At 36.7% G+C, this 22,367-nt stretch carries 25 protein-coding genes and 1 other annotated feature; of the genes, 1 reads left to right on the forward strand and 24 read right to left on the reverse strand.

The window, feature by feature from the left end; translation table 11 throughout:
* Positions 1 to 35: 35 nt before the first annotated feature.
* The 10 genes from LACWKB8_RS05505 to gmk all read right to left on the reverse strand — a co-directional run bounded on the left by LACWKB8_RS05505 (position 36) and on the right by gmk (position 10,567).
* Positions 36 to 722 carry a thiamine diphosphokinase gene (locus LACWKB8_RS05505; protein WP_038523107.1) on the reverse strand — a complete coding sequence of 229 codons (687 nt, stop codon included), beginning with the start codon at positions 720 to 722 and terminating at the stop codon, positions 36 to 38.
* Positions 719 to 1,366 (reverse strand): ribulose-phosphate 3-epimerase, encoded by a 648-nt coding sequence (gene rpe / locus LACWKB8_RS05510; RefSeq protein WP_038523110.1) that lies wholly within the window; start codon positions 1,364 to 1,366, stop codon positions 719 to 721. The genes LACWKB8_RS05505 and rpe overlap by 4 nt, the downstream gene beginning before the upstream one ends.
* A gap of 11 nt (positions 1,367 to 1,377) precedes the next feature.
* Positions 1,378 to 2,271: a ribosome small subunit-dependent GTPase A gene (rsgA, locus tag LACWKB8_RS05515; protein WP_038523113.1), complete on the reverse strand. Its 894-nt coding sequence runs from the start codon at positions 2,269 to 2,271 to the stop codon at positions 1,378 to 1,380.
* On the reverse strand, positions 2,264 to 4,249 hold the full coding sequence (gene pknB, locus LACWKB8_RS05520; RefSeq protein ID WP_038523116.1) for a Stk1 family PASTA domain-containing Ser/Thr kinase: 1,986 nt from the start codon (positions 4,247 to 4,249) through the stop codon (positions 2,264 to 2,266). Before pknB ends, rsgA begins: the two co-directional genes overlap by 8 nt.
* Entirely contained in the window at positions 4,246 to 4,995 is a 750-nt protein-coding gene (locus tag LACWKB8_RS05525) for a Stp1/IreP family PP2C-type Ser/Thr phosphatase (RefSeq protein WP_038523118.1), read from the reverse strand. The genes pknB and LACWKB8_RS05525 overlap by 4 nt, the downstream gene beginning before the upstream one ends.
* Positions 4,996 to 4,999: 4 nt before the next feature.
* Positions 5,000 to 6,325, reverse strand: a complete 1,326-nt coding sequence (rsmB, locus tag LACWKB8_RS05530) for a 16S rRNA (cytosine(967)-C(5))-methyltransferase RsmB (RefSeq protein ID WP_038523121.1) — start codon at positions 6,323 to 6,325, stop codon at positions 5,000 to 5,002.
* Positions 6,312 to 7,256 (reverse strand): methionyl-tRNA formyltransferase, encoded by a 945-nt coding sequence (gene fmt, locus LACWKB8_RS05535; protein ID WP_038523124.1) that lies wholly within the window; start codon positions 7,254 to 7,256, stop codon positions 6,312 to 6,314. Before fmt ends, rsmB begins: the two co-directional genes overlap by 14 nt.
* 14 nt (positions 7,257 to 7,270) lie before the next feature.
* Entirely contained in the window at positions 7,271 to 9,670 is a 2,400-nt protein-coding gene (gene priA / locus LACWKB8_RS05540) for a primosomal protein N' (protein ID WP_038523127.1), read from the reverse strand.
* 62 nt (positions 9,671 to 9,732) lie between these two features.
* Positions 9,733 to 9,951: a DNA-directed RNA polymerase subunit omega gene (rpoZ, locus tag LACWKB8_RS05545; protein ID WP_038523130.1), complete on the reverse strand. Its 219-nt coding sequence runs from the start codon at positions 9,949 to 9,951 to the stop codon at positions 9,733 to 9,735.
* A gap of 1 nt (position 9,952) precedes the next feature.
* The gene (gene gmk, locus LACWKB8_RS05550) at positions 9,953 to 10,567 is read right to left on the reverse strand and encodes a guanylate kinase (RefSeq protein WP_038523133.1); all 615 of its coding nucleotides are present in this window, start codon (positions 10,565 to 10,567) and stop codon (positions 9,953 to 9,955) included.
* A gap of 205 nt (positions 10,568 to 10,772) precedes the next feature.
* On the opposite strand from gmk, the gene LACWKB8_RS05555 reads away from it, so the two are divergent.
* Entirely contained in the window at positions 10,773 to 11,048 is a 276-nt protein-coding gene (locus tag LACWKB8_RS05555; RefSeq protein ID WP_038523135.1) for a hypothetical protein, read from the forward strand.
* Between the two features lie 37 nt (positions 11,049 to 11,085).
* Here LACWKB8_RS05555 and LACWKB8_RS05560 read toward each other — a convergent pair whose 3' ends face one another.
* The 14 genes from LACWKB8_RS05560 to LACWKB8_RS05625 form a co-directional block, all read right to left on the reverse strand.
* Positions 11,086 to 11,970 (reverse strand): GNAT family N-acetyltransferase, encoded by an 885-nt coding sequence (locus LACWKB8_RS05560; RefSeq protein WP_166484947.1) that lies wholly within the window; start codon positions 11,968 to 11,970, stop codon positions 11,086 to 11,088.
* Between the two features lie 20 nt (positions 11,971 to 11,990).
* The gene (gene recN, locus LACWKB8_RS05565) at positions 11,991 to 13,679 is read right to left on the reverse strand and encodes a DNA repair protein RecN (RefSeq protein WP_038523141.1); all 1,689 of its coding nucleotides are present in this window, start codon (positions 13,677 to 13,679) and stop codon (positions 11,991 to 11,993) included.
* A gap of 9 nt (positions 13,680 to 13,688) precedes the next feature.
* A complete protein-coding gene (locus tag LACWKB8_RS05570; protein WP_038523144.1) occupies positions 13,689 to 14,501 on the reverse strand; it encodes a TlyA family RNA methyltransferase in 813 nt (270 codons plus the stop codon).
* Complete coding sequence (locus LACWKB8_RS05575) at positions 14,501 to 15,367, reverse strand: polyprenyl synthetase family protein (protein ID WP_038523147.1); 867 nt, start codon at positions 15,365 to 15,367, stop codon at positions 14,501 to 14,503. The genes LACWKB8_RS05570 and LACWKB8_RS05575 overlap by 1 nt, the downstream gene beginning before the upstream one ends.
* Before the next feature lie 12 nt (positions 15,368 to 15,379).
* Positions 15,380 to 15,622, reverse strand: a complete 243-nt coding sequence (locus tag LACWKB8_RS05580) for an exodeoxyribonuclease VII small subunit (protein WP_038523150.1) — start codon at positions 15,620 to 15,622, stop codon at positions 15,380 to 15,382.
* Entirely contained in the window at positions 15,603 to 16,970 is a 1,368-nt protein-coding gene (xseA, locus tag LACWKB8_RS05585) for an exodeoxyribonuclease VII large subunit (protein WP_038523153.1), read from the reverse strand. The genes LACWKB8_RS05580 and xseA overlap by 20 nt, the downstream gene beginning before the upstream one ends.
* Positions 16,960 to 17,808, reverse strand: coding sequence for a tetrahydrofolate dehydrogenase/cyclohydrolase catalytic domain-containing protein (locus LACWKB8_RS05590; protein ID WP_038523156.1), 849 nt, complete (start codon positions 17,806 to 17,808; stop codon positions 16,960 to 16,962). Before LACWKB8_RS05590 ends, xseA begins: the two co-directional genes overlap by 11 nt.
* 50 nt (positions 17,809 to 17,858) lie before the next feature.
* Positions 17,859 to 18,257 (reverse strand): transcription antitermination factor NusB, encoded by a 399-nt coding sequence (nusB, locus tag LACWKB8_RS05595; RefSeq protein ID WP_038523160.1) that lies wholly within the window; start codon positions 18,255 to 18,257, stop codon positions 17,859 to 17,861.
* Positions 18,235 to 18,693, reverse strand: a complete 459-nt coding sequence (locus tag LACWKB8_RS05600; RefSeq protein ID WP_038523163.1) for an Asp23/Gls24 family envelope stress response protein — start codon at positions 18,691 to 18,693, stop codon at positions 18,235 to 18,237. The genes nusB and LACWKB8_RS05600 overlap by 23 nt, the downstream gene beginning before the upstream one ends.
* 19 nt (positions 18,694 to 18,712) lie before the next feature.
* Positions 18,713 to 19,282 carry an elongation factor P gene (gene efp, locus LACWKB8_RS05605; RefSeq protein ID WP_038523166.1) on the reverse strand — a complete coding sequence of 190 codons (570 nt, stop codon included), beginning with the start codon at positions 19,280 to 19,282 and terminating at the stop codon, positions 18,713 to 18,715.
* Positions 19,283 to 19,354: 72 nt separating this feature from the next.
* A complete protein-coding gene (locus LACWKB8_RS05610) occupies positions 19,355 to 20,464 on the reverse strand; it encodes a Xaa-Pro peptidase family protein (protein WP_038523169.1) in 1,110 nt (369 codons plus the stop codon).
* A 148-nt stretch (positions 20,465 to 20,612) separates the two neighbouring features.
* Entirely contained in the window at positions 20,613 to 20,912 is a 300-nt protein-coding gene (gene rpmA, locus LACWKB8_RS05615) for a 50S ribosomal protein L27 (protein WP_276308982.1), read from the reverse strand.
* Between the two features lie 7 nt (positions 20,913 to 20,919).
* On the reverse strand, positions 20,920 to 21,234 hold the full coding sequence (gene rplU / locus LACWKB8_RS05620; protein ID WP_038523174.1) for a 50S ribosomal protein L21: 315 nt from the start codon (positions 21,232 to 21,234) through the stop codon (positions 20,920 to 20,922).
* Between the two features lie 13 nt (positions 21,235 to 21,247).
* Positions 21,248 to 21,320 (reverse strand) — a sequence feature (ribosomal protein L21 leader region).
* Between the two features lie 88 nt (positions 21,321 to 21,408).
* Positions 21,409 to 22,248: a YitT family protein gene (locus LACWKB8_RS05625; protein WP_038523177.1), complete on the reverse strand. Its 840-nt coding sequence runs from the start codon at positions 22,246 to 22,248 to the stop codon at positions 21,409 to 21,411.
* Positions 22,249 to 22,367 lie beyond the last annotated feature (119 nt).

Genomic DNA, 22,367 nt, shown 5'->3' on the forward strand with positions numbered 1-22,367 from the left:
AACTAGCAGAATCAATTCTGCTAGTTTTTTGTTTCTTAAATATTTTGAAAACGATCAATATCTTTTGATTGAATAACAGCAACAGTGCCTTTTTTTAAAGATAGTTCAAGCGGCTTTTTTTCTGATAGAAATTCATTTGAACTGAAAGAAATCGGATAATCCCCGTTAAAGTCAGCTAGAGAGTATTTGGCACCGGCAATATTTAAGTGCTGTACTGCAGTTAAAGTGACAACGCCAAAATAATTGTTTTCAGGTTCTTGGTATATCGTGTGCTTGCCAGCATTATAAAATTTAATTGAGTTTTGCTGGTCAATAAGTTCTATTTTTTCAGCAAAAGGATTAAATCCAGGTTTTAATACCATCAGCAAGTTAGACATAAAATGATCTAATCTGCCCCCTGTTGCTCCAAAAATAGCTAAATGTGATACATTATAATCACAAAATGCACACCGCATAATGAGCTCGCTATCCGTTAAGTCTTTTTCTGGAAGTGAATACCTAATATCATTAACCTTACTCTCAATTTGCTCTAACTCATCTTTTTGTAGAGAATCAAAATCTCCTACAGCTAAATCAGCAGTTAACCCCAGTTCTTCTAACAGAATTGCGCCCCGATCGACGCCAATAATTAAATCTTTACTTTTCTTAGCTGCTAAAAGTTTTGCCTTAATATTGCTAGGCCATTGCTTCTTAGGTGCACCTAAAAGAGCCCATGCTTTCATTTTAAAATCTCCGCCAGCTCATCAACTTGCTTATTAATATCTCCCTCACAGAAAAGATAAGAACCTGCCACAAAAATATTAGCGCCAGCCATTTTTGCCTGTTTTGCAGTTTGGGCGTTAATACCACCGTCGACTTCAAGCGGAAAATCAGCTTTAACTAATTCTTTAACCTGACTAATCCTTTTGACAGATTCAGGAATAAATTTTTGTCCACCAAATCCCGGGTAAACTGTCATCAGTAATATTTGATCAAGTTTAGGGATAAACTTAGTTAGGACAGAAATCGGGGTATCAGGGTTAAGAACAACACCAGCCTTAACGTGATTTTGCTTGAGATAGTCCAACCAGTAATTTAGCTTTGCTTCATTCATTGCCTCATAATGCAGCAGCATTATTTGTGCACCGGCTTTAACAAAAGCAGGCACTAACACGTCTGGATTATTGCTCATCAAATGAATTTCGGCCTCTAAATGAGGAAAATCTTTTTTAAAATCTGAAACAAGCTGAGGTCCAAAGGACAAATTCGGTACAAAATGTCCGTCCATAATATCAATATGAAAACGTGTTATACCAGCCTTAGCTGCTATTTTAATATCATCTTTAAGATCAAGATTATTAATATTTAAGATTGATGGTGCAATCAATTTTTTCCTCCTTATTTTAAATATTCAGGTAATCTGCCATTTTCGATTTCTTTGCGCATTAATAAGTAATTTTCATACCGGGATTTTTTTATTTGTCCTTCTGCAACTAACTGCTTTACTTCACACTTAGGTTCATTTATGTGCTGGCATCCCCTAAACTTACAGTTTTGACTGGCCTTTTTGAACTCAATAAAATAATCACATAATTGGTTTAATTTTATCGGAGTTAGATCAATAGCAGAAAATCCCGGCGTATCAGCTAGGTAGCCGTTACCTAATTTAAAAAGTTGTACCGTCCTGGTAGTGTGTTTACCACGATTTAAACTTGTAGAGATAGCAGCAGTTTTTTGCGCTAAATCTTCCTTGAGAGAATTGATCAAAGTCGATTTACCGGCACCAGATTGACCAGCTAAAGTCCAAATTTGCTCAAAACCGATATTAACCGGTAGTGCTTTATTTACTGCTTCTTGGCTTAAGTAAATTTCATAACCGATTTTTTGGTAATATGCAAGATTTTCGTTAATATCTTTAAGTTCTTCTGACTTGGTTAAGTCGCTTTTAGATAAATAGATGCTTACTGCCACATTTTGCCATGAAAAGAAAGTTAAAAACCTGTCTAAAAGTGGCAATGAGAAATCTGGTTCGACTGCTGAAATTACCAGCAGGACATGGTCAACATTCGCTAATGCAGGGCGACCAATCAAGTTTTTACGTGGCAAAACTTTCACTAAATAACTGGTACCTTGGTCATCTATTTGTATTTCAACGTGGTCTCCTACAGTAGGTTTAAATTTATTTTTGCGAAAAACTCCTCTAGCCCTAGTTCTCACAACCCGGCTTTTAGTCTGCACATCATAAAAACCGGCGATTAGGCCAATAATAATTCCTTGAGTATTTTTAGCCATTTTTGACCTTCTCACTTAAAATAGTTTGACCGTCGCGAACAACCTTAAGTGCGCCAGGCCCATCTTTAAGCTGGAACGGGATTGAAAAGTTCATATCTCGTTTAATGTATAAATCGCGATATATGTCGTCAATTGAATGATTGTCATCTGCAATGTAAATTTGGATATGATTGCCACGATTGTTATCGGAATCATCTTCATCATTATTTTCATAGCTGACTGTGAAGTTTTTAATTGCAGTAAGATTGCGCTCCTTTTTCTGCCCTTCGGAAACACTGATAGAAATTGTACTTCCACGTGGTACTTCTGTTCCTGCAGCTGGACTCATTGAAATTATCATACCCTTTTTTACCTTAGACGAGTATGCTGAACTTACCTGCAAAGTAAGTCCATGCTTGTGGGCATATTCTTGGGCATCTTTTAAGGAATAGTCTTTTAAGTCCGGCAATTTAATCATATGATGCTTGGCACGATCGTTTTTACCTTTTGAAACGGTTAAAGTAATAGTAGTTTGTGTAGGTTTGACTTCAACATCTGCTGCAATACTCTGCCCAATAACATGATTAGGTGGCACGCTAGCAGAAAACTGATTTTCGCGAATTACTTCAAAACCCATCTTTTCTAGTTTTTCAACTGCAATTTCATATTCATCCCCAGTCACATCCGGTACTTTAACCATGCCGGCACCGTCAGAAACATAAAGATCGATAAATCTGCCCCGCTTTATTTGTGAACCTGCTGGAGGCGTAGTCTTAATGACTTTACCCTGATCAATACTATCAGAACTTTTATGCTTTATTCGACCAACTTTTAAGCCTACATTTTCAAGCTCATTCCGGGCTTTTTTTTCGCTTAAATTTGTTACATCAGGTATGCGCACATCCTTACGACTATTATTGGTCAGAACAAAAATCATTAACCCAGCAATTAAAACGGCAGCAAAACCGATAAACAGCCACCACCATTTATGCTTGCGCATTGCCTGCGTAAAACTGGCTTTTTTGGGGTGAGAATTTTCTGTCATGTTCTCAGTGTTGGTCTGGTCCTCTTTTATTTCTTCTTTTTGCTTAGAATTAGGCTTAAAATTAGGTAAAATAATTGTTTCATCATTATTATTACCATGTGTCGGATTAAAAAGCGGTTCGTTAGCGCGGCTGGGATTAAGGCTAGTATCTAAATCATCTTGCATTTGTTTAGCAGAATGATAGCGATCTCTTGGATCTTTGGCAGTTGCTTTTAAAACAACATTTTCCAGCGCTTGAGGGACCTCAGGATCCTGCTTTCTAATTGAAGGAATTGGCTCCTGAGCGTGTTTTAAAGCTATAGAAACGGCTGAATCGCCATTAAATGGTACATGTCCAGTAATTAATTCATATAAAATTATTCCTAAAGAATAAATATCTGACTGCTTGGTAACCAGCCCACCGCGTGTTTGTTCAGGAGACATGTAGTGCACTGAACCAATAGCAGAGTTAGTTTGAGTAACTGAATTTTGGTTTAAGGCAACTGCAATACCAAAATCAGCAATTTTAATATTGCCATGCTTATCCATTAAAATGTTTTGCGGCTTAAGATCGCGGTGAATAACATTATGTTTATGCGCTAAAGACATTGCACTTAAAATTTGATCCATAATTTTAATTACAAGTCTTAAATTTAAAGGTGAATTAGCCCTAATATAGTCCTTTAGATCTGGACCATCGACGTATTCCATGACCATGTAAGGCAGGCCGTGATCTGCTCCAACATCAAGCACCATAACAATATTCGGATGACTTAATTCACTTGTCGCTAAAGCTTCTCTTTGAAAACGTGCTAATGTTTGCGGTTCTTTTTGTAAATCTAAGCGTAATATTTTTACCGCAACTTTGCGTTGCAGGATAATATCTTCAGCGAGATAAACATTAGCCATCCCACCTTCGCCCAACGTATCAATAATCCGGTAACGATCTCCCAGTAGATAGCCTTTATTAATCACTGCTCATCACCGCCTTCATTCAAAATTAGGCAAGCAGTGATATTATCCTCACCGCCAACGCGGTTGGCTTCATCAATTAATTTTTGGCAGCGTTCTTTTAATGATAGGTCTTTTGTAGCTAAAATTTGCTGAATTTGAGGGTCACTTAAAGAGTTGGTTAGGCCGTCTGTACATAGCAAAATAATATCATTTTCACCTAGCGCTACTTGTCTATATTCGGGATCAATCGTACTTGAAACTCCTAGAGATTGAGTAATGATATTTTTTTGAGGGTGGTTTCTGGCCTGCTGCTTAGATATTTGGTGCAACTTTACCAGCTCATTAACAAGAGAGTGATCTTCCATTAATTGGGTAAATTCACCAGCTGAATAGCCGTAAGCACGTGAATCGCCTAAATGTGCAATCAAAGCTTCATTTGCAAAAACGATTGCCAAAACAATAGTAGTTCCCATGCCATTGAGATCTGGAAAACGGTCAGCAGTTTTCAAAATAGTTTCATTTTCACTACTTAGCTGCACGTTAAGCCATTTTTGTGCTCTATCACAGTCATAAAAATCGGTATCAACAAAATTATGACCTAAATGGCTGACAGCCATTGTAGAAGCAACATCGCCACCCTGGTGACCTCCCATACCATCACAAACTATTGCCATTAAAGCATTGTTTTTATTCTTAAAAACCTGTACGGAATCTTGGTTACTTTTGCGTATTCGTCCAATACTAGAAGCAAATGCTGTTTTAATCAAAACTTTAACCTCGCACTATAAACTTTGCAATAAAAAAGCCATCACTATCATAACTATCAGGTAAAATCTTTAACATGCCGCTAGGAGCCGATAATTTACCTGCTGTAAAAGGTTGCAGCTCAAACTGAGAATGTGTTTCTAAAAAAGATTTTACTACATCTTCGTCTTCTTCTTTTGTAATTGTACATGTTGAATAGACTAATTCACCACCAGCAGATATTAAGGAACTAATATGATCCAAAATTTCAAGTTGTATTCTTTGTAAATTAATAAGATCAGACTTTGTTTTAGTATAACGTATTTCAGGCTTGCGCCTGATAAGACCTAGACCAGAACATGGTGCATCAACTAAAATTTTAGCAAATTCACCTTTGTCAAAAACTGTATCAGCCTTTCTGGCATCAAGTGGCTTAACCAGCACCTTAGAAGCGACATTCATGCGCCTGCTGTTTGCCAATACTAAATTTAGTTTTTTCTCATGGATATCTAAAGCAGTAACTTGCCCCTGAGGTAAGTTTTCAGCGATTTGTACCGTCTTTCCGCCGGGAGCACTGCAAGCATCAAGTACCTTTTCATTTCCAGAAAAATTGAAAGCACTTACTGCCAAACTAGCAGCTTCATCTTGAATTGTCAATTTTCCTTCATGAAATAATTGCGTCTTAAAAACTCCACCATGGGCTAAAATCAATTCATCATTAGCTATTTCAGAATCTACAGGGGCAAAACCTAAATTAGTTAAATTTTCCTTAACTAATTTTTGCTCTGCTAAATGAGAAACTCTCACAGTATTTTTAGCGCTTTTATTGATGCTGGCTAAAATTTTAGCAGCTCTTTGTTCACCCCAGTGACTAATCAAATAACTTACCAACCATTTCGGAGTACTTTCTTTTACACTAAGATAATCAATTTTATCTTTTACACTTGGTAGAACTGAGCCCTGTCTGATTAAAGAATGCAAAATACCATTCACAATTTTATAGCCCACAGAATGTTTCTTGCCGAATTCTTTGGCTAATTTGTTGGCTTCATTCAAAACCGCCCTGTTAGGAACACTATCCATGAAAAAAATCTGGTATGCAGACAGCAAAAGCAAGGGATAAAGGTAATTTTCCTTTAGCTTAGTTTTGATTAAACGCCGCAATTGATACTCTAAATATATTTTCTCTTGAATAGTACCGTAAACTATTCTAGCGGCAAAATTCTGGTCAGCCTGTGAAAGGTTACTTTTTATTAAGTTATTATTCAAACTGATATTGGAATAGGAATTATCATCTAAGACACGGATAAGCGTCTGCAAAGCCACCGCTCGGGCACTTTTAAGAGTCGACAATTTTTTCACCTATCTTAAACTTTTGGCCCTGACCATTTAAAAAGCTTTTAATCGCCATTTTATTCTTACCAGCAGGTTGAACTTCAATTAAATTTAAAACAGTGTTGTCCGCAAAACTGATAGCAAAGCGGTCTTTATTAGCCACTACGCAGCCTGCTGGCAAAGCAGTTTTATCTTGGGCAACTTGAGCTTGCCATATTTTAAACCTTTTGTTATCAACTAGTAGATATGCACCTGGATCAGGATTTAGTCCTCTAATTAAATTATTGGCAGCAGCTGCTGTCATATTTAAAGTGATCTGCTCCTGCTTTTTGCTAATATTAGGAGAAAAAACTACTTTACTAGTATCTTGTGCCTTTTTATTTTCCGGATTAGCAATTATTTGAGGCAATGTTTTCAGTAATAAGTCACGCCCCAGTAATGACAGTTTTTCAAATAACGTACCGGCAGTATCATTCTCATCAATAGCAATAGCCTCTTGTGCATAAATATCCCCGGCATCCATTTGCTTAACCATTTCCATAATAGTTACGCCGGTTTTTTGGTCACCGTTAATAAGAGCATATTGAATTGGTGCTCCTCCACGATATTTAGGCAAAAGTGAACCATGAACATTAACAGCAGCAATTTTAGCTGATTGCAAAAGCTTAGTGGGTAAAAATTGTCCATAAGCAGCGGTAATTACCAAATCAGCATGCATCTCAACTAATTGATTAAGTTCGTCTGATTTACTTAATTTTGCAGGTTGAAAAACAGGCAAATTTAACTTTTCAGCCAGTTCTTTTACTGGAGACTGCGTTAGTTTTTGTTTTCTGCCCACTTTTTTGTCAGGTTGAGTTACTACGGCTTTAATTTCGTAATTACTGTCGGAAAGTGCCTTTAAAATAGGAACAGCAAAATTCGGCGTTCCCAGAAAAATTATTGATGTCATTAAACATATCCCCTTTACATAATGCGCTCCGGTTCATTGTCAATATAAACAGATAAACCATACTTTTTAACCTTTTGCGCAGAATCTTGAATTTGGTGTAATAATTGGTTGAGTTGATCCTCTTTTTTATATTTTACCAGTATTTGATAATAATATTGATTTTTTAAGCGAGAAATTGCGCTGGGAGTTGGTCCTAATACAATCGTTTGACGGTTTAATTGTGGCTGCAACCAATTCTTTATTTTATATGCTTCGCGAGCAGCATTTTGTTCTTTTTTAGCAGCAACTGAAATTAAAACCGTGTAAAAATAAGGTGGATAATTGCCTGCGTGGCGCACACGCATTTCATATTGATAGAACCGTTCATAATCCTGCGTTTGCGCCAGTTTGATGGCATAGTGATCAGGATTAAAAGTTTGTATGATAACTTCACCCTTTTTTTCGGCTCGGCCTGCTCTACCTGCTACTTGAGTCAAAAGCTCAAATGTTCTCTCAGAGGCATTGTAATCAGGCACCCACAGACCAGTATCAGCATTAATCACTCCTACAAGAGTAACGTTAGGAAAGTCTAACCCTTTGGCAATCATTTGTGTACCCAGTAAAATATCTGCTTCATGATCACCAAAAGCATCCAATATTTTTTTAAAAGAACCTTTTCGTCTGGTGGTATCAACGTCCATACGTAAAATACGCGCCTCCGGTATTAACTTATTGAGTTCTGCCATGACCTTTTGCGTACCGGTACCCAAAAAACGAATATTTTTACTATGACAATTAGGACACTCTCTTGGAATAGCAGCAGTATAGCCACAATAATGGCACTGCATTTTTTGTGTATCTTTATGCATTGTTAACGAAAGATCACAATTAGGACATTTCATTACGTAGCCGCATTCTCTACAGAGCATAAAGTTGGCAAAACCACGTCGATTTAGCATTAGAATAACTTGTTCTTTATTTGCCATTCTATTTTTTATTGCCGTGACGAGTTCAACAGACAAGTCAAATTGACCATCAGTAAAGTTGGCTTTTTTTAAGTCAATTAAGTTTACTTCAGGCAAACTTTGTTTATTTGCACGTTGTGGCAGCCGCAGTAATTGATAGACTCCCCTTTGTGCACGGGCTCTGCTCCCAAGTGCCGGCGTTGCACTACCTAATAGTAAAGGGCATGAGTTGTATTTGCTGCGCCAAATGGCAACATCGCGCGCATGATAACGGGGATTATCTTCCTGTTTATAGGAAGATTCGTGTTCTTCATCAATTACGATTAACCCGATATTTGTTAATGGTGCAAATACAGCACTACGGGCTCCCACAACAACACGTACTTCACCCCGTCTTATTCGGCGCCATTCGTCATATAATTCTCCTTCAGACAAGCCACTATGCAAAACAGCAACTTGTTCACCGAAATGACTTTTGACTTGTTCTACCATTTGTGGTGTTAAAGAAATCTCCGGTACCAGCATGAGTGCATTTTTACCGATTTTTAAAGTTGCACTAATAGCATTTAAGTATACTTCGGTTTTGCCACTACCGGTCACACCTTCCAGCAGAAAAGTCTGCGCTTGTTTTTCATTAATAATCGGTATAATTTTTCTTAATGCGTTTTTCTGATCAGGATTCAAAATAATCTTTTTATTTTGATTTTCGTCTTCATCATAGTCATCTAGCGGATTACGATATATTTCCACCTGTTTTTTATTAAGCCAACCTTTTTTGACAGCATTAGTTAACGAAACAGTATTAATTTTGGCATCTTGCTCAATCTCGTTTTGTAAAAGAGGAAACTTGGCATAATTTTCAATTAAAAACATGACCAGCTTTTTCTGTTTGGTGGCGTTTGAGCGTATCGCTTCATATATATTTATGTAATCTTCTTTTGTTTTTGTTAATAAATATTGGCTTTCAGTTTTAACTTTAGCGCGATTTTCCACCAGGTATTCGACTTTAGCATCATTTGAGCGTAAAAGATGGCGAATTTCAGCAATTTGCTTGTTGTTAGTCACTCTATTTAAATCAAGTGGTTCCCCTTGAAACAGACGTAATTTTTTGGCTTTAGCAGACACTGGAACCAGAATTTTGCGATAATTTGCCCGCATAACTCTAGGCAGCATAGTTTTTAAAATTGAAATGCGATATGAATAAACGTGATTGGCTAAAGCTTGGGAAAGCGTAATTAATTCTTTGGTTAAAGGCGGCATCTCATCCACCACCAAAAGTAGGTCTTTTAATTCACCTTGATATTTACTTTTTGTACTTAGACCAATTACAAATCCTTGTACTTTCCGCGGGCCAAAAGGCACAAAAACGCGCGAACCAACCTCTACTTCGCCCAGTTCATCAGGGATATGATACTCAAAAACTCGATCTGTTTGCTTAGCAGCAACATCAACAATAACTTGCGCAATCATTAAATCACCTTGAAAAAATGACCTCCATCTCTTTTAGGATGGAGGTCATAAAATTTTATTAATTACTGATTAACCTCGCGATGATTGGGATCAACGGTAACTTTGCCAGCTTCTATTTCTTCTAAAGCTTTGCCAACAGGCTTTTGCGATTTATAATTTTTTAAAGCCTCAGGCTCACCGTCTTCCAACTCATGCGCCCTCTTAGCAGCTAAAACTGATAATGAATATCTTGAATCAACTTGAGCCAACAATTTATCTATAGATGGATATGTAACTCTCAATTTAATCCTCCCTAACCATTTTACGATATGTATCAATTACGCGTTTAACACTTACATGTTCCGCATCGACGATAGCTTTAATGTGATCAACAGCATTAGCCACGGTATCATTTACCACAGCATAATCATAATCCTGCATAACTAGAATCTCATGCCGAGCCTGCTTAATTCTGCCCATGATCACATCTTCGGATTCAGTGCCCCGATTTTCCAACCGCAAATGTAATGTATGCAAGTCAGGCGGTGTCAAAAATATAAAAACACCATCAGGCATCTTCTCACGCACTTTTTGCGCACCGTTGACGTCAATTTCTAGTAAAACATCTTTACCTTCATTAAGCATCTTCTTTACAGGTGCCAATGGAGTACCGTAAAAATTATTTACATATTGATTATACTCCAAAAGTTCACCTTGGTTGATAGCCTGCTCAAATCGCTCTTGAGTGACAAAATAATAATCTTTGCCGTTAACTTCACCAGGTCGAGGCTTTCTAGTGGTCATTGACACTGAATACTCAAACGGAAAGACTTTATTTTCCACAATTGCACTTTTAACGGTACCTTTTCCAACTCCCGAAGGTCCCGAAAGGACAAGTAACAAACCTTTTTCTGCCATGCCATACTCCCCTATCAAAAGCTATTACGTCTAGTTTGCACTAAAATGAAAATATTTTCAAGTTTTGACAATTTTATGTAATTAACTAGCAAGCAGTATATTGGATTTTACCAAAAATATTTGATTTAATACTTGTGTTTTTGAACAAATGTTCTTATAATATTGATAGTCAAACGAATGTTCGGTCTAAATTGAGGCATTTATAATGAAAAATTCACTAAGAAAAATATATCATTATTTTTTTGATTATGATGAAGATAGATTAAGCATATACAGTCAGTACAATTATGAAGTTTTGGCTGCCCTCAACAAAGCATTAATGCAACACTCTTTTGTCTTGATTTCTTATCAAGATGGTCTAAGTGAGATTGGTCAAATTACAGGACGAGTTTCTGCGGGAAGGTATGTTTTGCGCTCAGCCAATAAAAAAATAATCAAAATAATTGATCTTGATTCAATCTTTCGCATTGACTTTGCCTAAAACAACTGGATTTAATAAAAAATTTAGTCAAGGATCTTTATGATTCTTGGCTTTTTAAATACAATGTTTCGCTTAATATTTTAAAACCAGCTTTTTCATAAATATGAATAGCCGCTTTATTGGTGACGTCAGCATTTAAAGCAAAAACTCTGCTACCTTCTTTTTGCAAAATTGCAATCATTTTTTTGATAAAAAAAGTACCAAACCCTTGTCCCCGAAATGGCTTATCAATAAACAATCCGAAAAAGTAATCTTCATTATCACCATGATCAACGGCACAATAGCCAGCAATTTCATTATCTTTTAATAAAATAAAACTTTTAGTATCTTTATCCAACAAGGAATTTTTGATGTATTTAGTAGAAGTGGCAATGGCATCTCCAAAAGCGTTACTGTGTGCCGTGGCAACTTGAGCAACGTAGTTCGTTGTTAAAGGCTTAACTGCTAAAACCTGATTTAATTTGTCAGTCTTTTCAATTGATACTGGCTCTGAGGTTTGCATGTAATAATCAGAATCTTCTTTGACCACTGTTAAGTTACAATTTGCTAAAAAGTTTGGATTTTTTGCTAAAAAAACTATTTCTGACACAAATTCCCATTTATGATAACCATATTGCAACATAATTTGTTTGGCATGCGCCCACATCTTTGTAGCAACATGGTGCCTGCGAAATTCAGGATCAACTACCAAGTGAACTTCTACTTCTTCATTTGGACCGTCATCAGCATATAGCATTGTTAAACCGATTAACTTTTGTTCCTCATAAGCTAAAACAAATGTTGGCATATCACTAAAATAGTTGTACTTGTTGCTTAAACAAATATTTGAATAGGTGTTATCAGCTTTATTTATTTTTTTATTTAAACCAATAGCCTGTTTGGTCTCCTCGTTATTTAAAGTAATTCTTTCAATAACTTTCATTCTTTTGCCTTTCAATATTGTTATTTCTTTTTTCTTTTAAAGCTCCTCATCAGATCCTTAGCATTTTGTTTAGCTGCCTGCGTCACGTCACTACCAGCCATCATTTCTGCAATTGCAGTTATTGTTTCTTCCTGAGTTAAAGGCCCAATTTGAGTATAAGTAGCACCATCTTTGACTTTCTTGGCTACCAAATATTTCTGATCTCCCGCAGCTGCTACTTGGGGTGAATGTGTAATCGCAATTACTTGTTTATTTTCACCAATTGAATGCAATTTTTGACCAATTGCCGCGGAAACGCGACCGGAGACGCCAGTATCAATTTCATCAAAAATCATTGTCCCCACTGGTTCAACTTTACTAAAAATTGCCTTCAAAGCCAGAATTAACCGTGATTGCTCTCCGCCAGAGACGATCTTGACCAGCGGCATTAATTCTTCACCGGGATTTGGCGCTATTAAGAAGACAATATCATCGGTGCCCTTCTTGGTAAAAGTCTTAGTTTTGGAAAAATCAATACTAAAACGGGCCTTAGCCATATAAAGATCTGCCAATTCCTGTTTTATTTTCTTTTCCAAAGTGGAAGCGACATTTTTCCTAATTTCATGCAAATTCTGTGCTTCAACTTTTAATTTATTTTCTAGTTCTCCCAGCTGTTTTTGCAATTTTTCTTCGTCAAGTCCGCCAGTTTCATATTGTCCCAGTTTCTTTTGTACTTTGGCATAAAATGCAAATACATCCTCTAATGAAGGACCGTATTTTTTCTTTAAACCGTTAAGCAGATCCAGCCTATTTGAAACATACTGAAATCTTTCTTCATCAAAATCCATATCATCTAAGACATTTGACAGTTCACTACGGGCATCGCTGATAGCGAAAACTCCGTCATCAATTGTCTTAGCTATATCTTTAAACTTAGACCCGTACTCAGCCAATTCATTTGCAGCATTTTGCGCTTTTCCAAGTAAAGTTTCAATGCCGTGATCTTCATCATCGTACATTTGCATTAAATAGTTGGCTGTATCAACAATTTTCTGATAATTATTTAACTCATCATATTCGTCTTCAAGCTCATCATCTTCATGAGGATCCTTTAAATCAGCTTTAGTTAATTCCTCATTTTGAAAAGATAAAATATCCTGCTTTTGTGCCAATTCCTGTGCGTCTTGATGTAAATGATTAATTTGAGCAGTTAATTTTTGCCAATTACTAAAATCGGTTTGGTATTGGGCAAGCTCCTGCTTAAATTTGGAAGAGGCGTAATTATCCACCAGATCAATTTGTCTATCCTGATCCATTAAAATTTGTTGATCATTTTGACCATGAATATCAACTAAATAATTACCCAGTTCGCGTAAAACATTAATCGTAGTCAGTTGACCGTTGATGCGCACGACATTTCTTCCTTTAGCAGCTAATTCACGGCTAATAATCAATTGCTCTTCCGAATCTGGTATACCATATTGTTCACAAAGTTCAGTAATCTTTTTAGTTTCATGGTCCAGTTCAAACAGACCAGTGACCACAGCCTTTTTTTCACCACTACGGATCATTTCCTTTTGGCCACGACCGCCCATCAATAGTGAAACTGCATCAATAATAATTGATTTACCAGCACCAGTTTCACCAATTAATACAGTCATATTTTCTTGAAAGCGAACCTTCAATGCTTTAATAATGGCAAAATTTTTAATATCCAGTTCAACTAACATATTCCTCTCCTAAAGATTGGCAACGGCCTGTGCAACAATATCTTCTGGTCTCTTAGCCCAGAGCAATTTGCCGCCATCTTTTTCGTCTTTTTGTAAATGAATTAAAAATTCAATATTACCTTTACCACCTTTTATCGGCGAATAATCAAGATCAAGAACGTTAAAACCAATTTCGCGTGCTTTTTTTATGGTATGCTCAATTACGCTGCAATGGACGGCATGATCATGAACTATACCATGTTTGCCTACTTGATCAGGACCCGCTTCAAATTGGGGCTTAATTAGGCAAACAGCATCACACTGGTCTTTTAAGATCTGATACATCGGCGGCATAATTAAATCAAGTGAAATAAATGAAACATCTGTCATGGCAAAATCAGGCAAACCATGGGTAAAGTCAGAAGGCTTGCTATAGCGAAAATTTTGCTTTTCCATCACTATCACACGCGGATCATCACGCAATTGCCATGCTAGTTGGTTATAACCAACATCTAACGCATAGACCATTTTGGCATTATTTTGTAAGGCAACATCTGTAAAACCACCAGTAGATGCACCAATGTCTAGACAAATTTTGTTTGTTAAATCAATTTGAAAAGATTTTAAAGCTTTCGCAAGCTTAAACCCACCACGAGAAACATACTTTTTACCTGATTGTTTGACAAAAAAAGTTTCATCTATTGGAAAATTAGTACCACTTTTATCAATTCTTTGATGATTATGATCAGAAACTAATCCTGCCATAATAGCTCGCTGAGCCTGAGTTCGAGAATTAAATATTCCCTGCTTAACTAATAAAACGTCTGCTCTTTGTTTTGTCATTACAGTACCTTTTTATATAAATCAAGAAAGCCGGTCAAAATGTCTGAATTAATGTCTTTTAAGCAGTTTTGAGCATGTGCTATTAATTTATTCAATTCTACTCGGCTTTTGGTAATTCCAAGCAAGGTCAACGTGTTATTTTTACCGCTTTCCAAATCTTTATGTGTCTTTTTACCCGCTTCTGCACTGGTTTCGACTACATCGACTAAATCATCATAAATTTGATAAGAGCGGCCAAAATCTTGAGCAAACTGCAGTAGCAACTCTTTTTGAGAAGGACTGGCATTGCCATGTTCAACAGCCATTTCAACGCAGGCCTTAATTAAACAGCCTGTTTTTAACCATTCCATCTTGTTAATAAAATCAGAGTTATCAGCCACACTTTTGTTATTGGTAGAATCAATATCTAAATATTGACCACCAACCATACCGTTGGGACCAACTGCTTCAGTGATTATTGCTACTAATTTAGCTGAATTGCTTCCTTGTGCTATCCATTTTATGCCCATTGGCAGCAAGGCATCCCCAGCAAGAATCGCTTCGGCTTCACCCCATTTTTTATGGCTAGTTAATTTACCTCTGCGGTAATCATCATTATCCATAGCGGGCAAGTCATCATGAATTAATGAATAAGTATGAATAAGTTCAATTCCGCAAGCGATTCTAATTTCTTCATCGTTTATTTGAGAATTAATGGCATCTAAAGTTGCCAAAAACAGTAAAGGACGAAGCCTTTTTCCTCCAGCCATTACGGAATAAGACATAATCTGACTAATCTTAGTATCATTAACTTCACTTTTTAAATGATCTGCTAAATAGCTGTCAATAATTGGTGTCCAAGTTGCTTTAAATTCTTTAAAAGTCATAATGATTCTCTTCTATTTTTCTGGTGCTGCAGCGTCATTTGGATCAAGTTTATGTTCCGTACCATCACTGTCAATTAATTTAGCCACAGTTTCTTCAGCTGCAGTTAACTTTTTATTTAAATCACGACTTAGTTTTACACCGGCTTGAAACTGCTCAAGGGCATCTTCAAGCGGCACATCACCTTTTTCCAAATTATTAACAATTGTTTGCAATTCTGCTAATTCCTCTTCAAAATTATTTTTCTTCGTTGTCATTTTTATTTCTCCTAGTTGAACTAATTATAGCTTTGGCTTGTCCGTCTTTGAAATGGATATTGACTTCATCTTTAACTTTGGTCTGGCTAATTGAACTGATCGTTTTATCTGCTCTATCAGTGACATAGGTGTAGCCCCTATTTAAAGTCTTAAGCGGACTATAATCATCTAGTTGCTGAGCAGTTTGTCCCAAAATATTGCTTTTTGCTTGTAAAAAATGTTTGATACTCGTTATTAGCTTTTGCTGACAAAAATCAATCTGCTGCAGTAAAGAAGTTACTTTTTTATTAGGACTAACTGCTATTAACTTTTGGTTTGTCAGCTGAAAATCGTGGCGCCCATTTTCCAACTGGTGCACCATATTATTGTGAAGCCTGTCACGCAGGATATCGAGAGTTTGGGCCTGTTCATCATAAAGTCTGGCAGGTTCGCGCATAATGACAGAATTAGTGATACGAGTTAAAGTGTCGCGGCGCACCCTAATAATATTTTGTATACTGGAAACAAGAGCGTTCTGCAATTGCCTAATACTTATTAATTCATCAGGTAAATTTGGTGTAGCATATTCGGCAGCCGCAGTTGGAGTAGCTGCACGCACATCAGCCACTAAATCGCATAGGGTCGTATCCGTTTCATGACCAACAGAGGAAATGACTGGCATCTTCATGTCAAAAACCTGACGAACGACTCGTTCTTCATTAAAGGGCCACAGATCTTCAAGAGAACCGCCACCTCGACCAATAATCATGACATCGTACTTATCTTTGAATTGAGCTATTTGTTTCATAGCAGCCACTAATGAATCCGCGGCAGTATCTCCTTGAACTTGAGCCGGAAATAAATCAACTTCAGCATGAGGAAATCTTCTATTCACTGTCACCAGAATATCATGAATAACTGCTCCCGCGGCACTGGTTACAACAGCGATATAATCGGGATAATGCGGCAAAGGCTTTTTATATTGCTTATCAAATAAGCCTTCTTTTGCTAATTTCTGTTGCAACTGCTGTAACTGCTCGTATAATGCACCCAGTCCTGCCGGTTCCATCGATTCTGCATAAAATTGATAAGAACCTTGCGGACTATAAACGTTTACATATCCTGTCACATAAACTTTCATACCTTCTTCTGGTTTAAATTTCACTTTATCAAAATAGGAGCGAAACATTACCACATTAATCTTAGATTTTTCATCTTTCAGTGAAAAATACTGGTGTGAATTGCGGCGAAAGCGAAAGTTTGATAATTCTCCTTGAAGAAAAACTTTATGTAAATACGGGTCATTTTTAAACTTCTGTGTGATATAGTAATTTAAATCTGAAACCGTAAGATACTTACTATTTTCCATGTTTTCTCCTTGTCAACTGAACTACCTGCTCCATTAAAGATTCAACTGTCAATGGACCTACTCCACCTGGAACAGGGGTGATATAGCTAGCGACATTGGTTACATGAGCATAATCAACATCCCCTACTATTTTGCCGTTAAAGCGATTTATTCCTACATCTATTATAACAGCACCTTTTTTTACCATATCTGCTTTTACCAGATTAGGCTGTCCTGCAGCAGCAACCAACACATCTGCTCTCTTAGTATACTCGGATAATTTTTTAGTTTTTAAGTGCAGAATTGATACAGTTGCATCCCGCTCAAGCATCAGTGCCGCGAGGGGCTTGCCCACTATACTACTGCGACCAATAATAACCACATTCTTACCCTTCAACTCAATATGATAATAATCTAATAGTGTTAAAATGCCATGCGCAGTTGCAGGTTCAACAAAATGGTCACCGCGCCACAAGCGGCCAACATTTGCGGGAGTTAAGCAATCAACATCTTTTTCAGGGTCAATCGCAGCCAGAGCTTCATTTAAGTCAATCTGCTCGGGTACAGGCAATTGAATCATGATACCATTGACTTTTTCTTCTTCATTCAGACAATTTATCAAACTTAGCAGCTCTTTTTGTGTCACAGAAGACGATAATTGAAACAATTTTTGTTTGATGCCGATCTCTTTTGCTCGTCTTTTTTTAGTTCTTAAATAAATTTTACTACTGGGATCATTACCAATATTAATTACGCAGAATAAGGGTTGTATGCCCTCACTTTTTAAATGGGTTACCTTTTGCTTAAGTTTAGTAGCTCGTAAGTCAGCTAAGTGCTTGCCGTCCAAAAGTTGTGCCATTAAGTCTATTCCTTTTCTAAAAAAATAGCCGGCTTAAAGCCGACTATTAGTTATTTTTGAATAAAATTTGCCAACATACCATTAATAAATGGTTTACTTTTAGGATCAGCAAATTCATCACACAAGTTTAAAGCTTCATTTACTGCAGCTTTGGGCTCAATTTCTTTACTGTACTTTATTTCATATAAAGCAACTTCCAAAATTGCTAACGAGATCTGATTAATCCGATTGATACGCCAGTTTTTTTTCAAAAAACTAGCCAACTCACCTTTTAATTCATCCCGCTTTTCAATTACGCCTTCAATTATTTCTTTGGCATAAGCAGAAAGTTCTTTCAAATCAAGCATTGCAACAGTTTTAGCTTCAACTTCAGCAGCTGAATACTTAACATCCTGATTAGCCAAATACACAGCCTGCATTGCAACTCTACGACTTTGGTGTTGATTCATTTTTACTCTTTTCATCTATGTCAGAAAATAGCTGAGAAGTTCCGCTGCCATCTTCATCGTCATCGTCTGGAAATTCTAAGCCGGTAACATGAACATTAATTTCATTAAGAGTTAAGTCTGTCATCTGCAATACTTGTTGCTTTAAAGATTTTTGCAGATCCATTGCAATCTTAGGTACATTTCTACCCGCCTCAATAGAGACGTAAACATCAGCAACCAAATTGTGTTCATCGTCAATATTTACGGATACACCTTTACCGCGGTCTTCTCTTCCTAAAACGCGATTGATCCCAGACTTGACATTGCCGTGCATTCCAGCAACTCCGTCAACTTTTTCGGCAGCAATGCCCATAATAACTTCAAGAACACTTGGATCTATTTCAATTTCTTCACCGTTATTTTTATCATCTAAGACAATTTTTGAACTATCTGCCATTTTTGTTTACCTCGATTAATTATTTGTTCGCACGAGATACATAAGTACCATCGACTGTATTAATTACTAAAACATCGCCTTCATTAATAAAGAAAGGTACGTTAACGACTAAACCAGTTTCCATAGTTGCAGGCTTACCACCACCAGAAGACGTGTCACCTTTAATATTAGGCTCTGTTTTGGCAACCGTCAATTCAACAGTATTAGGCAACTGAATTCCTAAAGTCTGGCCTTCATGCATAATAACGCTAATTTCCATGTTTTCCTTTAAAAACTTAGCTTCATCTTTTATTTGTTCATTCGGAATTGCTAGCTGGTCATAAGTTTTATTATCCATAAAGACATAACTTGAACCATCATTATATAGATACTGCATAGTTTTTGTTTCAATTTCAGCAGTCTCAACCTTAGCGGTAGAACGGAAAGTATATTCCTGCACAGCACCTGTATTCAAGCTCTTCAGCTTTGAACGCACAAATGCACTACCCTTACCAGGCTTAACATGTTGAAATTCAACTATACGCCATAAGTCATTATTATACTTAATGGTCAAGCCATTCTTAAATTCGTTAACTGATATCATTGTCATATTGAGTACCTCATCTCCATAATATTATCTTACCAATTAGTAAGCGATTTTACTATAATTATTATTTAACTTTTACAAAGAAATTAAGTTGTCTTTAGGCAAGGTTGACAGTGTTTCAGGAGTTTGATCATGAACCAAAATATCGTCCTCAATCCTTACGCCACCCTTATTAGGCAAATATATGCCTGGTTCAACTGTATGCACCATATTGTTAAGCAATTCTTGTTTGCCAAATGGTAGAGCTGGTTGGCATAATTCGTGAATTTCTAAGCCGATACCATGACCGATACCGTGACCAAAATATTGCCCGTATCCTTGTTCAGTGATATAACTTCTAGCAGCCTGGTCAACATCACTACCATGATTACCTTTAACCGCAGCGGCAATGCCACGACGCTGAGCTTCGTGCACAATCTGATATATTTTATGCATTTCCTGATCGACTTTGCCAACGGCCACTGTTCTGGTAATATCAGCAGCATAACCATGGTAGAAGGCACCAAAGTCAATCACTACCATATCACCATCTTCAATCACTTTGTCACTTGCAACTCCGTGAGCCCAAGCAGATCTAACTCCTGAAGCAATAATGGTGTCAAAACTAGGTCCATCTCCACCGTTAATCTTAAAATAGTAATCTAATTTAGCTCCGATTTTCCGTTCTACCACTCCCGGTTTGATTAGTGGCAATATTTCGTTAAAGCTATCCATTGAAATATCAATTGCTTTGCGTAAAGTTTCTAACTCAAGTGAATCTTTAACGTTGCGTACTTTTTCGACTAATTCTTCACAAATCTCAAAGTCAACCTGAGGATTCAACTTTTGCAACTTGTTAAATTCAACTGCTGAAACAAATTCACCTTCAACCAAGACCTTTTTGAGATTTGCTTTCTGCAGCTGCTTTGCAATTTCAACGTCTTGGTCTTCTTTTTTCATTATTACACTAATTTCGCCCGGAGCCTGCGCCTTAATCTGATCATCAAAGCGTGAGTCAGAAAGAAGAATACGATCTCCTTGAGTGGTTAAAATTAACTGAGCTTCTTCACCAGTAAAGTTCGTAAGATAACGGTAATTAGCCTGATTAAAAATTAGTAAGCCATCAGCATTTTGCTCTTTTATCAAATCAATTACTTTGCTTATTCGCCTATTAATTAAAGTTAATAATTCATCTTCTTCAGCCATAATTATATTCTCCTGTTAATCTCTCGTATTTCGGTTTTATCTAAATTTTAACCCTAAAGATATTCAGATTACTATCCATTCTTTTGTAAAATAAAGCAGAAAAAAGACGAGAAGCATATGCTTTTCGTCTTCTTATTTAAGAACTAAATTACTTAGCTTCTTCTTCAACGGGAATAACAGAAACTTGCTTTCTGTATTTATCCTTCCGTTCAAACTTAACTACACCGTTAACCAATGCAAATAAAGTATCGTCTCCACCTTGGCCAACATTTTTACCTGGGTGAATCTTAGTACCACGTTGACGATAGATAATTGAGCCGGCGTGAATAGTTTGACCATCTGCAGCTTTGGCGCCTAAGCGACGACCAGCTGAATTACGGCCGTTAGCAGTAGAACCTCCACCTTTGTGGTGGGCAAATAATTTAAGATTTAAAATATTCATCATTATTTCACCTCTAGTTTAATTCAATTTTTTCAACTGTAACCTTAGTATAAGGTTGACGGTGACCATATTTTGAATGTGAGTGCTTCTTTGGCTTGTACTTAAAAGTAACTACTTTCTTTTCCTTGCCCTGCTTTTCAACTTTAGCTACAACTTTAGCACCTTTAACTAACGGTGTACCAACTTTAACGTCTTTGCCATCAGAAGTAAGAACTACTTCGTCAAAAGTTACTTCATTACCTTCAGCAGCTTCTAGCTTTTCAACAAAAACACTATCGCCTTCAGCAACTTTATATTGCTTACCACCGGTTTTAATAATTGCGTACATTTACTACCCTCCAAAAATTACTTAGACTCGCCAATCGAGGTGCTTAAAAAGACTTATTGCCCCGAAATGTGCGGTTGCAGATGTGGAGGAAACCACAAATACAACTACTTTATAATACTACTCTGACTAATTGTTGGCAATAAAAAATACCTTCATTGTTAAATAAAATTACAATTATATTTGCCATTTACCGCCATGCACTTTAGCAATATTTTCCGTAACAATAAATGCTTCACTATCAATCGCTCGTGCTTTAGCCACCAGTTGACCATATTCATTAGTGTCAACCACAATAACCAATTGCTGTTTATCCTGGTCGCTATAGCCGCCAACCACATTATATACGGTCAGTCCATCATAATCGTGCTGCAACATTTGGCGAATTTCTTCCAACTTACTATTACTCATAATGCGCACTTGATATTTTTTATCAAAACCAGTTTCAGTGTAGCGCATAGTAATAGTCGTAATTATTTGAGAAAAGGCTGCCAATAGAAAAGCTTCAACACCATCTACGAAAATATTCAAGAAAATGACTGACATATCAATAACCATTAAGGACAGTGCGGGATCAACAAAGAAATATTTTTTGATGATTAACGGTGGAATTGTTGTCCCTCCCGATGAGGCATTAATCCGGTAAAGCATTGAAACACCAACGCCCATTAAAACGCCACCATAAATTACAGCCAACATATTATTTGAAGTTAATTTAAAACTAGGTGTAATCGCCATTAAAATCGGAATCAAAAAGCTTCCTAATGCTACCTTCTTTAAAGTTTCCTTACCTAAAAACACAGCAGCAAGTATCAGCATTATTGAGTTAACAACAAAAACCGAAACGGAACGGTTAATTCCCCAAACAGCTTCAATTAAGATTGAAATACCTGTAGAACCACCTGCAGCAACATTAATTGGCGCATAAAAAAAGTTAACTGATATCGTAATTATTTCTAATCCAGCTAGAAAGAATAACCAGTATTGCCACGTGTGTGCCTGTTTTTTAGCTTTCATCTCATCTTCCTTCCATAAAATTGTTATTTAATATTGTACAGGAAAAACGCCAAATTATGCAAGAAATGTGGGCTTTTTGATTGGTTAAGGCTATACTTGTTATCTGTCAAAAACATAAT

The organism is Lactobacillus sp. wkB8 (assembly GCF_000761135.1).
GTDB lineage: Bacteria > Bacillota > Bacilli > Lactobacillales > Lactobacillaceae > Lactobacillus > Lactobacillus helsingborgensis.